The organism is Pseudoalteromonas rubra (assembly GCF_004212645.1).
Taxonomy (GTDB): domain Bacteria; phylum Pseudomonadota; class Gammaproteobacteria; order Enterobacterales; family Alteromonadaceae; genus Pseudoalteromonas; species Pseudoalteromonas rubra_G.
On the sequence record NZ_PPUZ01000017.1, the window covers coordinates 1 to 15,640 of the forward strand.

Consider the following 15,640-nt stretch of genomic DNA (forward strand, 5'->3'; position numbering starts at 1 on the left):
CGGGCTTTTTTGCGTTTGGAATAAAGTACTTCCATGTAGTATCTCCCTTTCGCGCATCCCTGCGCTCACTTCCTCGAACTGCGAAGCGTTGCTTCGGTTTCTCGTCACCCTGCGTTCATTGCGCTGCGAAGCGGTGCTTCGGTCGCAATTCGCCCTTGCGCAAAGTAAATGTACTCGCGTTGCTCGCTGTCATTGTACTGTGCACTATTTTTCAATGGCTGAGCAGTTTGATTGATAGTGGCTCAGGTAACTGGGATCGGCCATTAGCTTTCCAAGTGCTTCATTAAACAGTGGGGCGTACTTCTTGCTCTGCGGGTTGATTAATAAAAACCCTTGATTGATGAAAGCGGGTTTAGGCTGCCTTACAAGGCGAGTCTGATCTGTCTCGGGTAGGGCTTTCGCATACTCCTTCCCTGTTTGCTCATCTAAAATGATAATATCTGTACGCTGGCGAAGCAGGAGCTGCAAATTCTTAGTTGTATAAATAGCTTCCGAGGTTTCGATATCATATTGTTTGATTGCCTGCCAGAGTGTCTCAGGGTAGGTCAGCCCTTTATTTAGCAGAAGCCGGTAGGGTTTAAGATCCGCATATGAATCGAATTTAAATGGGGTCTTATTTAGGTGATAGAAATACAAAATTTCTGACGTGATGGGGTGGGCGGTATACACGTATTCAGAAGCTCTCTTCTCATTGAAGTACCAATAGGCACTACCGATAAACTCGGATTTTTTCCCCTCTTCATAGGCACGTTGCCAAGGCATAAAAACAAACCGTACTCGGATATCGTGCAAAGCAAAGGCATCTCGGATAAGCTGAGCGGTACACCCCTGATCCTGGCGGTGCCTGTCTACGTATGGTGGCCATTGACCTGTTGTTATGTGGACTGTTTCGGCGGCACAAGTGAGACTGTAAAATAAAGCAAGAATAATGTATTTCACTGACAATGCTCTGAAAGCTGGGCTAAATAAAACTATAGCGCTTATTGTTGAATAAAACGAATAAGCCAGGAAAAGTGATTAACTAACTAATAGAAATTAAGGCTAAGTTGTGGAAAGTTTTGTAGATATTTATGAGCGAGCGTGTCAGCGCAAAGGTGGCAGGGAGTTATTGGAATCATTACTTAGCGAACCATTGTCATCAGTACAGCTCGCTCGACTTTCCGATGATGTATGGCTGGAGGAGTTCACACGAAAAATATTTCAAAGTGGCTTTTACTGGTCGGTGATCAATGCCAAGTGGCCCGGGTTTCGCGAAGTCTTTTGGGACTTCTCCGTCGAGAAGCTGTTGTATATGTCGCCCGAAATGTATGAGCAGCGTGCTCAGGACGAGCGGATAGTACGTAATTATAAAAAAGTACAAAGTATTGCCGACAACTGCCTGATGATCCATGAATTAGCACTTGAACATGGCTCTTTTAGCGAGTTGGTTGCGCATTGGCCCGAGGACAACATCATCGAATTGTGGTCACTACTTAAAAAGAAAGGTAGCCGGCTCGGTGGGAATACGGGGGCGTATGCACTGAGGGCGGTTGGGAAAGATACCTTTATTCTAAGCCGGGATGTCGAAGCCTATTTGCGGGCGCACGAGGTGATCTCAGGTGGCCTGCATAGCCAGAAATCACTTCGTTCTGCACAGGTGTTCTTCAATGAGTTACGTAGCCAAAGTGGTTATTCATTGCAAACATTAAGTCAGCTTGTTGCTTACAGTGTGGGTGACAATTTGGTAGGGGTATCATCATGACTCATTTCTTCTCACGTTACACCGAATTAGGCGAGGCTTATCTGGTGCCACAGCAGCCTCATCAGTTTGAACAAGCCGAGGTATTGCTGACAAACCGGGCGCTGCTCACTGATCTGGGTCTCGACCTCGATCAACAACAGCTAAAAAACTACCTTGCAGGCCTGTCTCAGGTGAATAGCATCCAGCCGGTTGCCATGGCTTACTGTGGACATCAGTTTGGTCATTTTAATCCACAGCTTGGCGATGGGCGGGCACATCTAATTGCGTCATTCACCGCGTCTAATGACCTGAATTATGACATGCACCTTAAGGGCTCTGGTGCGACCGTGTTCTCCCGTGGGGGCGATGGCCTGTGTGCACTGGGTCCAGCTATTCGGGAGTACATTATGAGCCATGCCATGCAGGCGCTCGACGTTCCTACAACACACTGTCTGGCAGTCTTATCTACAGGTCAGCATGTAATGCGTCAAAGGCAGGAACCGGGTGCAGTCGTATGCCGGGTTGCTCGCAGCCATATCCGGGTCGGTACTTTTCAGTTAATGGCGATGAACAAAGATACAGCAGCCATGGAGCAGCTTGTTGACTTGTGTATTCGCGAGCACTTTAGCGACATTACCTCAAGTGGTGAAGCCCGTATATTCGACTTCTTCAAACACGTTTGCAGCAAGCAATGTGCATTGATTCTAAAATGGATGCAGGTGGGTTTCATTCATGGCGTTATGAATACAGACAACACCCTGATAAATGGTGAAACCATAGATTACGGCCCGTGTGCCATGATGGAGTCTTTTTCATTTGATGCCGTATTTAGCTCCATTGACCGACAGGGGCGTTATGCGTTTGGTCAGCAGCCTAATATTGCCAGCTGGAACTGTGGGCGTCTGGCGGAATCCCTGATGCTGTTAGTCGATGATAAAGACGCCGCACTTGAACGTTTTTCAGAAATTTTAAGTCAGTTTGCCGACGATTTTAATCAAGGCTATCAGCTGATGTGGACCAAAAAGCTCGGCTTAATGACGTGGCAAGAGTCTGATCAGGCTCTGCTGAGTGAGTTATTGTCACTGATGCAACAAAATAAGCTGGATTACACCAATACGTTTGCCGCGCTGACTAATTCACTGCACACCAATCCGCTGCAGACCTATACGTTACCGGAAGTGCTGACGGGCTGGGTAGCAAAATGGCGCGAGCGGATCGGCGACCCCGGTGAAGCACACTCGATAATGCAATCCGTCAATCCTGCCATTATTCCACGCAATGATATGGTTGAGCATTTTATCGCAGAGTTTAACCAGGGGCGCAGCAGCAGCGCTTTCACCAGCTGGTTAAATGCGCTTAAAACCCCATACTTATACCAAACTTACCCTGCGCAGTGGTTGGCAACTATGTCCAATGAGCAAGCCTACCAGACATTTTGTGGTACATAATCGATGAATGAACAGAGCACTCAGGCATTGACCTGGCAGGAAATCAAACGACAGATACTGACACATAAAACCCCTTTGATTTATGCGCATCTGATAGCGCTGTGTGCAGCGCTGATCAGCGTGCCAATTCCGCTCATGATGCCGTTGTTGGTGGACGAAGTACTGCTGGCACACCCAGGCACTGCGGTTGAGACCCTCAATCGAATGTTACCCGTGCAGTGGCAAGGAGCAACGGGTTATATCATATCGATCTTAATCGCGGTGGTTTGTATGCGTCTGGGCGCATTGGTATTGGGTGTCGCACAGTCCCGCCAGTTTACGATTATAGGAAAAGACATTTCGTACCGGATCCGGGAGAGGCTGCTTGGGCATCTGGCGCAGGTACAATTAAAGGAATATGAAACCCAAGGCGCTGCTGCAATTAGTTCACGATGTATCACAGATATCGAGACGCTCGATGGATTTATCAGCCAAACACTCTCTCGTTTCCTGATAGGTATTTTGACGATTGCAGGCACTGCGGTGGTGTTACTCTGGATTGACTGGGTGCTTGGTTTGATCATTCTGACGCTGAACCCGGCAGTGATTTACTTTTCCCGGCAGTTCGGCAAACGGGTTAAGGATCTTAAAAAACATCAGAATAATGCATTTGAAGCGTTTCAGAGTGCCCTGGTGGATACCTTAGATGCGATTGCTCAGCTCAAAGCAATGCGCCGAGAGCAAAGTTACTTTGACACGGTTATGACCGCGGCAAAATCACTTCGTCATCATTCTGTACAGTCACAATGGAAGACGGACGCGGTTAATCGCCTCAGTTTCACTGTTTTCTTACTGGGTTTTGAAGTATTCCGTGCTATTGCGATGCTGATGGTGGTTTTTTCCGATCTGACTGTGGGGCAAATCTTCGCGGTGTTTGGGTATCTATGGTTTATGATGGGGCCGGTGCAGGAGATCCTGAGTATTCAATATGCTTACTATGGCGCAACCGCAGCATTGCAACGCCTCAACCAGGTGCTGGCTTTCAGTACTGAGCCGCAGCAATCAAGCAACAGCAAAGTTTTCAACCAGCCAACTATTCAAATCGATTTTCGTCACGTCAGTTTTGCCTATCAGGATGGGCTGCCGGTCCTGAATGACGTCACTTTGAGTTTGCCCAGCGGTAAGAAAACGGCCCTAGTAGCGGTATCAGGAGGCGGTAAATCCACCCTGGTGCAATTATTACTGGGGCTATATCAGAAGCAGTCCGGGGATATTTTGATTAACGATATGCCTGCAGAGGAAGTCGGCTTTCACGCCATTCGGGAGCATGTTGTCACTGTACTTCAGCAACCCATATTGTTCAATGCCAGCATTCGGGAAAACCTGGCCATGGGCAAAGTATGTGACGATGAGCAGTTATGGCACGCGTTAAAGGTCGCAGAGCTGGCCGAAACGGTCATGGCTATGCCACAACAGCTGGATACTGTGGTCGGGCGCAATGGAGTGCGATTGTCAGGCGGGCAAAAGCAGCGCCTGGCTATTGCCCGTATGGTGGCGGCGGATCCGAAAGTGGTTATTTTAGATGAGGCAACTTCGGCATTGGATGTCGAAACAGAAGCTAAAATCCATCGTAATCTTAATACTTTCTTATCGGGCAGAACCACGCTGATCATTGCCCATCGGCTGAGTGCCATCCGCCAGGCAGATCAAATATATGTGCTGGACGACGGGATGGTGAGCCAGGCGGGTGATCATCATAGCCTGGTGGCAGAGCAAGGCTTGTATCGGGTGTTATTTGGTCATCAGAGCTGAATGTAAAATTAACAAAAAATTCCTAAATTGTGTTAAGTAAATATTAAGACTTAATCTACTATTATTACTGTAATTATCAGATTGCACTATTATTTTAGAGAGGGAAGGATGATGAAACTAAGAATGCTAAGTGTTGTTGTTACAGCTTTGATGGCAGCCGGTGCGTATGCGGATGACCATAAAGAAGGGGTTTATTTGGGCGTTTTCGGCGACTACTACAACGCTGAATGGGAAAATAGCCGGGATGCGGCTGGTGTCACTGTTGATGATTCAACGGGCTGGGGCGCTGAGCTTGGTTATCGCTTCAGCAAATACTGGAGTGGCCGTATCGAATATGCTGACATGGATTTTGACTTGTCAGGAGTCCGTACTGACTCCATTGATGGTGACAGAATCGGTATTGATGGCCTCTACCATTTCAATGGCGGCCCCTTTTATGCGCTGTTTGGTCTGAAGTCTATCGATGTGTTTGACAGTAATACATTTGCTAATGTCGGTGCCGGTTATCGTCATCACTTTAGTGACAATTTTGCCGCGAACTTCGAAACGGCCATTTATCAGGGCATTGATCGTGGTTATACAGATGTAGGTGCAAAACTGGGTATTAACTACTTCTTTGGTGGTTCAAGCAGCAGCAAGCCTGTTGAGCCAGCACCTGCGCCAGAGCCTGAGCCCGTGGTTGTTGTGGCTGCGCCGGTAGATACCGATAAAGACGGCATTTATGACATGGACGATCAGTGCGCGAACACACCAATGACTGATGCAGTCGATGCTCAGGGCTGTACCTTGTACGAAGATAAAGAAGTAACTGTTAGCCTGCTGGTGCGTTTCCCGAACAATAATTCCAGCGTATCTCAACAGTATCTTGACGATATTCAGGCTGTTGTACGTTTCCTGAATGAACACCCTGAAACAACAGTGGTACTGGAAGGCCACACTTCGGCGGTGGGTAAAGCCGAATACAACAAGTGGCTGTCTAAAAAGCGTGCCGATTCAGTTGCAAAGCAGCTGATTGACAAGGGCATTGATAAAATGCGTATCACAACGGTTGGCTTTGGTGAAGAGCGCCTGAAAAACATGGGTGACTCTGCGCAAGCCCACGCTGAAAACCGTCGTGTAGAAGCAAAAGTAAAATCGATCGAGCGCGTTAAAGTACAGCGTTAATCCTAACCTGTCTTATAAAGGCCCGGAAATATCCGGGCTTTTTTGTGTCTTTTTTCCTTTTAATATTCATAAGAATATCGTTTCCTCTCATCTTCATTCATGAGGTTTATAGCGAACATAATGCTACTTAGTGGTCGTTTGATTTTCATCTATACTCTAAGACCTTATAATAAATCATCATATTTTATAGATAAGTAAATTTATTGGAGTTAACAGCTTAAAAATTTAATTATCTGTTCACGTCACCAAGAGGGCAATATTGTGCTTCAAGAATATCGTAAACATGTTGAGGAGCGCGCAGAGCAGGGGATTGTTCCCAAACCACTGGATGCGCAACAAACGGCAGAACTGATCGAGTTATTGAAAACGCCACCAGCAGGTGAGGAAGAGTTCATCGTCGATCTCTTTATCAACCGTGTACCACCCGGGGTGGATGATGCAGCATATGTGAAGGCGGGTTTTTTAGCGGCCATCACCAAAGGCGAAGCGACGTCACCTTTGATCACCAAAGCCTATGCCGCAGAGTTGCTGGGTACTATGCTGGGCGGCTACAACATTGCCCCAATGATAGAGCTGCTGGATGATGATGAACTGGCACCTATCGCAGTGAAAGGGCTGTCTCATACGCTGTTAATGTTTGATGCTTTTTACGATGTTGAGGAAAAAGCCAAAGCAGGCAATGCCTTTGCTAAGCAAGTAATTGAGTCCTGGGCTAACGCTGAGTGGTTCCTGGAAAAACCAGCAGTTGCAGACAAAATATCTGTTACCGTATTTAAAGTCACCGGTGAGACCAATACGGATGACTTGTCCCCGGCGCCGGACGCCTGGTCACGACCTGATATTCCATTACATGCACTGGCCATGCTAAAAAATGAGCGTGATGGGATCAATCCGGACAAGGCGGGTGAGGTAGGTCCGGTCACTCAGCTGGAGGCGCTGAAACAAAAAGGCTTGCCACTGGCGTACGTCGGTGATGTGGTCGGTACGGGCTCTTCACGTAAATCAGCCACTAACTCAGTGCTGTGGTTTATGGGTGATGATATTCCGTTTGTACCAAATAAACGGGTAGGTGGTGTATGCCTGGGTGGTAAGATAGCACCTATTTTCTTCAATACCATGGAAGACTCGGGCGCACTGCCGATTGAGTTGCCAGTAGATGACCTGAATATGGGAGATCAGATTGACATCTATCCCTACGAAGGGGTTGTGAAGCGTCATGGCAGCGATGAGGTGATCACCACGTTTAGCTTCAAATCTGATGTGATCCTCGACGAAGTGCGCGCCGGCGGCCGTATTCCTTTGATTATTGGTCGCGGTCTGACAGACAAGGCGCGGCAGTCACTGGGTATGGAGCCGGAAGAGATTTTCTGCAAACCTAAGCTAATTGAAGATTCAGGTAAAGGGTTCACACTGGCGCAGAAAATGGTTGGTCGCGCCTGTAATATGCCAGGTGTGCGTCCTGGTCAGTATTGTGAACCAACCATGACCACAGTCGGCTCGCAGGATACCACAGGCCCAATGACCCGAGATGAGTTGAAAGACCTGGCGTGTCTGGGCTTTTCAGCAGATCTGACAATGCAGTCATTCTGTCATACTTCGGCGTACCCGAAGCCCATTGATGTGAATACGCATCACACCTTGCCCGATTTCATCATGAACCGGGGCGGCGTGTCACTGCGCCCTGGTGACGGCGTGATCCACTCATGGCTAAACCGTATGTTGCTGCCCGACACAGTAGGCACTGGCGGTGACTCTCACACGCGTTTCCCGCTGGGCATTTCCTTCCCTGCGGGTTCCGGTGCTGTAGCCTTCGCGGCGGCGACCGGCGTGATGCCACTGGATATGCCAGAATCTGTATTGGTGCGCTTTAAAGGCGAGATGCAGCCTGGGATCACACTGCGTGATTTAGTCCATGCAATTCCATACTACGCCATTAAACAAGGCCTGCTGACGGTTGAAAAGAAGGGTAAGATCAATGAGTTCTCTGGTCGTATCCTGGAAATTGAAGGGGTTGAACACCTTACTGTAGAACAAGCATTTGAGTTGTCTGATGCCTCGGCTGAGCGCTCCGCGGCGGGCTGTACGGTCAAGCTGTCTCAGGAATCCATTGAAGAGTACCTCAATTCCAATATTGTAATGCTGAAGTGGATGATTTCTGAGGGCTATGGCGATGTCCGTACCATAGAGCGCCGTATCACTAAGATGGAAGAATGGCTGGCCAATCCTGAGCTGATGACGGCGGATGCCGACGCTGAGTATGCCCATACGATAGAAATCGATTTGGCTGAAATCAAAGAGCCGATCCTGTGTGCGCCAAACGATCCGGATGATGCTCGTTTGTTGTCTGAGGTCACCGGTGAGAAAATTGATGAAGTCTTCATCGGGTCGTGTATGACCAACATTGGCCATTTCAGAGCGGCAGGTAAACTGCTCGATAACTTTGGTGGCCGTTTACCCACACAGCTGTGGGTTGCTCCACCGACTAAGATGGACAGAGATCAGCTGACCGACGAAGGATACTACGGTATTTATGGGCGGGTTGGTGCGCGTATCGAAACGCCGGGATGTTCATTGTGTATGGGTAACCAGGCGCGGGTTGCGGACAAAGCAACGGTGGTATCTACCTCAACGCGTAATTTCCCTAACCGCCTGGGAACTGGTGCCAATGTCTATCTGGCGTCGGCTGAGCTGGCAGCGGTCGCGGCGATTATGGGCAAGTTGCCGACCCCCGCGGAATATCAGGAATATGCCGAGCGGATCAACGCCACGGCGGCAGATACTTATCGCTACCTGAACTTCCATAAAATGCCTCAGTACACCAAAAAAGCGGATAGCGTGATTATTCAGCAAGCTGTTTAAGCTTTTAAGCAGATAGCTTCAAAGAGCCAGCTTCAAGCTGGCTCTTTTGCGTTGTGGGGATAGGAACCTGGCACGGCTTTTCATTAAATCTTTCATATTGTTTCATTTAGCTTTCAGTGCCTTAAAGTCACGTTGAGTTCCTTGACTATCCTCTGTGCTGGCTTATTATTGTACAACAATGTAAAAATCTGTAACCAGGGAGTGGTGCGTTTTTCCTTGCGTTACTTTTTGGTCCACTCTGCGCAAGGTCTAATGTTATGAATAAATCGCTCATTATGGCGTGTTGTCTGGTGTCAGGCACCGCGGCTGCCGCTCCTAACCCATCCTACAGTGAAATTCGACTTGGTTTTGAATCAATCGACTACAGTGAAGCGCTCAATGATTTGAGCGGACTGGGCCGTCTGACCCAGGATGCCACAGTCAGTAACCCCACAATACGACAACTTTCTTACTCAGGCATAAACGACGATTGGGGTGTGTATATTGGGACGGCCGCAACCATATACACCGGCCTGGATACAGAGACCTGGTATGTGAGCGATTTCACCGATCCCAACGATAGCTCAGTGACACACCAGTTTGGTGCCGTGCAGACCAACGACTTTAAAGTAAAGTCTAACGAAATTGCCCTGAGTGCCGCCTACAATATGTCGCGTGCACTGCAGGTGACTATGGGTGGGCGGGTATTCACTACCAGTTTTACCCGCTCAGACTTCCAATTCGCACAACCAGGCGCAGGTCAGTTTGATCAGGTTTTACAGTCTGCGCCACGTGGTGAGGGCGATCCGGTGGCGCGCTTTAACTTACCCGGACAAACCAACACAGGTACCGGGGAGCTCGAAGGGTTACCTGGTAATTTACAGTCTGTGGTTTCCACCACCGAAGACCAAATGAGCATCATTGCGGCGGCGGGACTGCGTTATGACAGCAAATTACAGGATGCCTTTAACAAATTTAGCTGGTATGCGGATGCCGAAGTCACGCTCCCCATTTATACTCGGGTACAAAATACCCGCACCATAGAAAAAACCCTCAGTGAGACATTCAATGGCTGGGGCATTCAGGCACGTGCGGGCGTGCGCTATCAGGTGTTTAAGACTATTGCCGTAATGGCGGGCGTGGATGCTTCCTACAAAGAGCGTGATGCTATCTCTGAGTCAGATGGCAATCGCCGTACGGTGCCAGATATCGAATACACAAACCTTTCTCTTTCAGCTGGAATTCAGTGGAGTTATTAATGTACAAACACAGTAGTATCGCCTTATTACTGGCAGTTTCTTTATTGGGCGGATGTAAAACGCTGGATTCGGTGAGCAACATTGTCAGCAGTAACAAAGCGTCCCCTGAGCAGATCCAGGCCGCGTACAACAAGGCACAGGCAGCCTATCAGGAAGCCCAGCAGGCGCTGGGCTTGTCTGCAGAGGAAGCTTTATCAGAGTACGACAGCGAGCGCACAGCCAAAGCCGACAAACTGTGGCAATCTCTGCAGGAAGATTTTGCCGAATTACGTGCAAACCCGGCCGAGTCACTTGAAAGCGCCTCTTTATTTTCTTCAGATACAAAAGCAGACGAAGTGATGGCGGCAAGCCAGGAAATTGTCAGTTTAATTGCGGCCGCACAAAGCGCAAAGCAAGCGATTGTCAGTGTACTAGAACCGATCCGCTCGCATTTTGCTGTGCTCGATAAGCTTTCAACCCAGCAGCATTTTGAGCGCCGTTATGCGCGTCTTGAGGAGCGTCATCAGGACCTCAAAGAGATGCTGGTGGCAGGCAAGCGGGAACAGGTAGAAGGTTACTTACCTGAACTACAATCTCAGTTACATGCACTGGAACAAGATGCTGCTGAGCATTACTTTTTGGGAAACGTACTTGAAGATGTCACCCGGTTGGCAAATTCAGACAAGGCAGAGGTTTTACCTACGGTTTATCAGGACGTAAAAGCCACGGCGGAGTCTGCACAAAGTTTTATTCGTCAAAATGTCCGTGCGTATGATGACATAGAGCATCGGGTGAACCTGGCAGAGTTACAAGTGAAAAGAATGGAGCAGCTTTTTGCTGAGCATATGAGGAGGAAAGCGGCAATTGACGATAAGCGCTCAGAGGCCCCGTTACTGGCACTCGAAGCACAGCTCTTAGAAATGACAAATAAGGCTGGCCTGGGGGATTTACGCCATCTGAGTTTTAGCGAACAACTGGAGGCGATTAACAATAAGCTTTAATTAATTGCTGTGTACTCAGAGGCTGTCGGCATACACTGGGGCAGCCGGATAAATAATGACAAAAATAACATAAAAGGCATGTAAGCCTTTAAATTAGCTCTATTTTATCAATAAGGAAAAACAATGATGTTAGCAATGAATGCGAGGTGGCGGCTGTTGCCACTTATTTCAGTCATGGCCTTAACATTGGCCGGTTGTGGCGGCGGGAGTGATAAACCAAGTACATCCCCTGACGCCCAGCCAGATACACAGACAAACCCTAAACCAACACCCACCGAACCAGAAAACCAGCCTCCAGTAGTCAGTATTAACGCGACCGAGACTCAGCTAGAGCGCACAGCATTTACACTGACAGCCGAGGGCAGTGATACCGATGGTTCAGTGGCAAGTTATGTCTGGACACACAATGCGCCCTTAGAATTGACAGAAACTGCCACTAATACGGCCACGCCCAGTTACACTGTGCCGGACATAAATCAGGATATGACAGTCACATTTACCGTCACGGTGAGCGATGATAAAGGGGCTACAAGTAGCGCCAGTCAGGAGGTTGTGATCAAGCGAAAAGTGAACTCAGTGACCCTGACCGGTGTTGTGACGGACAAGCCGATAGCCAACGCACAGGTTGTGGTGCAAGCCGCTAGTGCACAAGCGCAAGTGAGTGCATCCAGCGAAGGTCAGTATACCGCAACGCTCATTGTGGATGAGAGCGAGGCCTACCGTCCGGTGGTGGTAACCGCAACTGGGGTTGATGCACAAAGCCAGGTCGAGTTTGTGTCGGTACTTCATTCTGTTGCCCGGTTGGAGCAGCAAGCGGGTGAGGATGGTATTTTGGACAAAAGTGAGCACTTCGGTGTGAATGTGACCAATGTAACCACCGCTGAATATGCCTTAATGACACGCACCGGCGCAGCCATTGAATCGGACGCACAGTTGGAGCAGGCGTTGTTGAATGTGGATGCTGACGAGCAACTTACCCTCGCATCTTTGATTAAAATTGTGGTGGATAACGACGAATATAATCTGCCAGAGGGCGTTAACACAACGCTGGATTTAATCGATGATGAGCAAACCGCGCAGGCATTCGAAGATGAATTGAATGCAGCTGATCCGCAGCTGATTGCACAGACCAAAAAAAGCATTAAGTCGGATGACGATTTGATTGCTGCGCCTGACACCTCACTTGAGGGCGATTTCATTGTGCAATCGGTAAAGTACGCCGATCTGCCCCCTTATCACATCAGTCTGAATGAGACGGGGAGCGGCTCAGTTTCGGCAATTAATACGGTTGAAATTGACAGCTGGGTGCAGGAGCAAAACACCGTAACCATTACGCTGAAGCAGCCGCTTCATGTATCCACCAAGTGGTACAGAGACTACTCTGTCAATCCACCAATGCGCAGTAAGCACATGGTGTATGTTGATGTCATTAAACTCACGGTACTGGCAGAAAATACCGTGTTCAGAACCGTCGATATCGATGAGTTGGGACAGACGGTGATAGAAGGTGATAATGCCGGCACGCAGGTACACCAAGTCAGCTACACCAGCAATCTGATCGACAAATTGAAAATGGCACAAGTCACCCCAGAGTCGTTACAGGGGGTTTGGTACCTGGACTTGAGTGACGCGGATGAAGAATCGCAGAAATCAGCACCCCAAAGATTTGAGTTTAAAGCTGACGGGCAGGTTATAGCGCTGGATGACCCCGATGATGAACTCAGCTGGCAGTTAACCGATAACACTTTAACGGTGAGCTACCGTGAAGGCGATGTGACAGGCTCAATTTCGTTCTGGTTCACTAAGAAGCTGGATACCGGTTACCAGGTTGTAAGCTTGGACCTCAGCGTGCCACAGTGGCCGAATACCGAGTTTGGTCTGATGATCGCTGCACAGCCCGATTTGGCTTTGACTGAAGAGACGGCTGCAGGTCGCTGGCATGGCTTGATTGGTCGAACTGAACAATTCGATATAGATCTGTTTGAGACTGGTAAGGTGCATTACAACTTGTCTAAAACTCGGGCAACTTGGTATATCAAGGACGGTGAGCTGTATCGAGACTACTATCGTTCCACGCGTTGGCCACGAGTCGAAGACTGCCAGTTGGGCGATCCTGACTGCATACTTGACGCGCGGTATAAATATCAACTCGTGGCTGTGTCAGGGAATGAGCGATATGTGATACAAACCTTTGAAAATTATAACTCAAAGGGTGAGCTATTCTTTACCAGAGCCAACCTGTTTGTTTACCAGTACAGCGATACGATAGCGCAACGCGAATTTTACCACAGAAACCTCGAAGACAAGCAGCAGCTTTGGGTTTATGACGCAGAGCAAGGTTGGCAGGAAGTGTTATTTGGCACCGGTATTACGCCACAAAACGCAGATGCACCCAACCAGGGTGAGGCCGGGTATCAGCTTTCTTTACTGGGAGCGACTTATCCTGTTTCCTTAAGAGCAGGCAAGCTGGCATTTACCAAGGGCGAAGAGGCCCACTTGGTCGAGCTGTTGGATTACGATGCGCAAAAAATCCAGGTCTGTGTGTATGCGGCGGCAGCTGGCTGTCAGGCGGCAGATCGCCAGACCTGGTTCGTTAGCCCCACCATGTTTACAGTGACAGCCAGTGCCAGTGGCAATGGCTATATTTATCCGGATTATCAGCAAGTCATTGAGGGGAGAAGCGCTGAATTAGGCTTTGTAGCCGAGATGGGTTATATGTTCGATACCATTCAGGGGTGCAATGGCCGCCAGGAAGGCGAGTTGTATGTGATCCCCGAGGTAACGGGATCCTGTGAGGTAACGGTAAACTTTGTCGAGCGGCCCAGCCTGGCTGAACAAGTCGGGATAACCGATCCTGCTCTGGCTCAATGTGTAGATGATCTCAATGTTTCGTCGATTGAAGAAGTGATCGATCTGGATTGCCGCTTTCACGATGAGATCGGATCTGTATCCGGGTTAGTTAACCTGACTAGTCTGGAGACGCTGGCGTTGTCGGGGTTGTCTGTTACTGAGTTAGACTTGTCCGGGCTAACGCAATTAAGGGAGTTACAGCTCTCTGGTAACAGCAATGGTCTTCCTCAATTAACGCTCTCAAATTTAGAGCGAATAGAGGAGCTTACTTTATCTGGTAACGGTTTAACTAATGCTCAGATTACAGCGCTGGAACTGAGTCGTTTTACGGCACTAAGAAGGTTAGATTTGAGTAGAAATCAGTTAACGGAACTGGATATTTCGACCTTAAGCCAGCTTGAAGTGGTTTATGCAGACCATAACCAGTTGCGTCAGCTCACCACAGGTAATCATCCGCAATTAACGACTCTTTCAATATCGAGTAACCGCTTAAGCACTCTGGATCTCGCAAACATGCCGGTGTTGTCCGTGCTGCATGCCAGCTACAATGATTTAGCACAACTTGACTTCGCACCTACTCCTCAGCTGCGAATATTGAGTATTGATGGAAATCCTGTGGGGCGGCTCGATTTATCGGCGAACCCTCAACTTCAACAGCTTGATGTAGGCAATTTATCACAGCTAACTGAGTTGGACCTGAGCCAGCAAACTCAGCTGATTGAATTGAATGCGATAAACAACAATCATTGGCAGACACTGACTCTGGCACCAGGTGTACCACTGCGGTATCTGGATATATCATCGAGCCAGAACTTGCTGGATAAGATAGATAAAACCGTTATTTATCCACTTAAGGTATTAAACATAAGTAATATTGGTGCGGCAAACCTGGATGCGGCAGGTATCGAGCTGGCTCAGCTGAGCAACCTGGAAAAACTATTGTGGCAAGATGCGGGGGTAAAGCAGCTGGACCTGTCCCAATTGCCTCAGCTTATGGAGCTCTATCTGGCGGGAAACCCCTTAACAGAGGTGAAGTTTAGCGCACCAACACAACTAACCGACTTGGTCCTGCATGGGGCTGAGTTGACCAGTTTAGATTTGAGTGCTCACCCGCAACTTAATTTCCTGTTTGTCACCAATACAAAAATTACCTCGTTAGACTTCAGTCATACACCTTATTTACGCTACCTCGATGCGCAACGAAACGCACTAACTACCGTGTCGGGCATCGCGTCTATCCATGCTCAATGGGCTACGCTTGATTTAACGCTCAATCCATTTAGTGATGACACTATGGCCTATCTGGCGGATATGCAGGCGCAAGGTTACAGCAACTTGCACTTTAGTCAGGGGTCGTTTGCTAAGATAAACGTAAGGGGTAATGGCCATGTTAGTAAGCGTTATGTGGAAATCGGCAACGGGGAGACATTTGATCTTGAGCTGATACCTGATGACGGTCATCAGGTTGGCAGCGCCACTGGTTGCCCGGGTGAGTTATTGGACACCGTTTACCGGCTTGGTCCGTTGCAAGGCTATTGTGCGTTAGAGGTGGAGTTTGTGCCTCTGCCTTAACCCTATGCCAGCGTTGTA

At 48.6% G+C, this 15,640-nt stretch carries 9 protein-coding genes; 8 read left to right on the forward strand and 1 reads right to left on the reverse strand.

The features are described from left to right. Nucleotides 1-204 precede the first annotated feature (204 nt). Nucleotides 205-939 (reverse strand): substrate-binding periplasmic protein, encoded by a 735-nt coding sequence (locus C3B51_RS05975; RefSeq protein WP_125720326.1) that lies wholly within the window; start codon nucleotides 937-939, stop codon nucleotides 205-207. 109 nt (nucleotides 940-1,048) lie between these two features. On the opposite strand from C3B51_RS05975, the gene C3B51_RS05980 reads away from it, so the two are divergent. The 8 genes from C3B51_RS05980 (at nucleotide 1,049) to C3B51_RS06015 (ending at nucleotide 15,622) form a co-directional block, all read left to right on the forward strand. Further along, the gene (locus C3B51_RS05980; protein ID WP_130244486.1) at nucleotides 1,049-1,741 is read left to right on the forward strand and encodes a DNA-3-methyladenine glycosylase I; all 693 of its coding nucleotides are present in this window, start codon (nucleotides 1,049-1,051) and stop codon (nucleotides 1,739-1,741) included. Beyond that, entirely contained in the window at nucleotides 1,738-3,168 is a 1,431-nt protein-coding gene (locus C3B51_RS05985) for a protein adenylyltransferase SelO (RefSeq protein ID WP_125720322.1), read from the forward strand. The genes C3B51_RS05980 and C3B51_RS05985 overlap by 4 nt, the downstream gene beginning before the upstream one ends. A 3-nt stretch (nucleotides 3,169-3,171) precedes the next feature. Further along, nucleotides 3,172-4,959: an ABC transporter ATP-binding protein gene (locus C3B51_RS05990; protein ID WP_130244487.1), complete on the forward strand. Its 1,788-nt coding sequence runs from the start codon at nucleotides 3,172-3,174 to the stop codon at nucleotides 4,957-4,959. A gap of 111 nt (nucleotides 4,960-5,070) precedes the next feature. After that, nucleotides 5,071-6,123 carry an OmpA family protein gene (locus tag C3B51_RS05995; RefSeq protein WP_125720334.1) on the forward strand — a complete coding sequence of 351 codons (1,053 nt, stop codon included), beginning with the start codon at nucleotides 5,071-5,073 and terminating at the stop codon, nucleotides 6,121-6,123. 261 nt (nucleotides 6,124-6,384) lie between these two features. Beyond that, complete coding sequence (gene acnB, locus C3B51_RS06000) at nucleotides 6,385-8,982, forward strand: bifunctional aconitate hydratase 2/2-methylisocitrate dehydratase (protein ID WP_125720318.1); 2,598 nt, start codon at nucleotides 6,385-6,387, stop codon at nucleotides 8,980-8,982. A gap of 257 nt (nucleotides 8,983-9,239) precedes the next feature. After that, nucleotides 9,240-10,220 (forward strand): autotransporter outer membrane beta-barrel domain-containing protein, encoded by a 981-nt coding sequence (locus tag C3B51_RS06005; protein WP_130244488.1) that lies wholly within the window; start codon nucleotides 9,240-9,242, stop codon nucleotides 10,218-10,220. Then, nucleotides 10,220-11,200, forward strand: coding sequence for a hypothetical protein (locus C3B51_RS06010; RefSeq protein ID WP_130244489.1), 981 nt, complete (start codon nucleotides 10,220-10,222; stop codon nucleotides 11,198-11,200). The genes C3B51_RS06005 and C3B51_RS06010 overlap by 1 nt, the downstream gene beginning before the upstream one ends. 123 nt (nucleotides 11,201-11,323) lie before the next feature. Further along, complete coding sequence (locus C3B51_RS06015; RefSeq protein ID WP_130244490.1) at nucleotides 11,324-15,622, forward strand: leucine-rich repeat domain-containing protein; 4,299 nt, start codon at nucleotides 11,324-11,326, stop codon at nucleotides 15,620-15,622. Nucleotides 15,623-15,640: the final 18 nt, after the last annotated feature.

Bases quoted from the DNA above. Each gene is read 5' to 3' on its own strand.
- C3B51_RS05985 (WP_125720322.1), top strand. From the start codon at position 1,738: ATGACTCATTTCTTCTCACGTTACACCGAATTAGGCGAGGCTTATCTG.
- C3B51_RS05990 (WP_130244487.1), top strand. From the start codon at position 3,172: ATGAATGAACAGAGCACTCAGGCATTGACCTGGCAGGAAATCAAACGA.
- C3B51_RS05995 (WP_125720334.1), top strand. From the start codon at position 5,071: ATGAAACTAAGAATGCTAAGTGTTGTTGTTACAGCTTTGATGGCAGCC.
- C3B51_RS06005 (WP_130244488.1), top strand. From the start codon at position 9,240: ATGAATAAATCGCTCATTATGGCGTGTTGTCTGGTGTCAGGCACCGCG.
- C3B51_RS06010 (WP_130244489.1), top strand. From the start codon at position 10,220: ATGTACAAACACAGTAGTATCGCCTTATTACTGGCAGTTTCTTTATTG.
- C3B51_RS06015 (WP_130244490.1), top strand. From the start codon at position 11,324: ATGATGTTAGCAATGAATGCGAGGTGGCGGCTGTTGCCACTTATTTCA.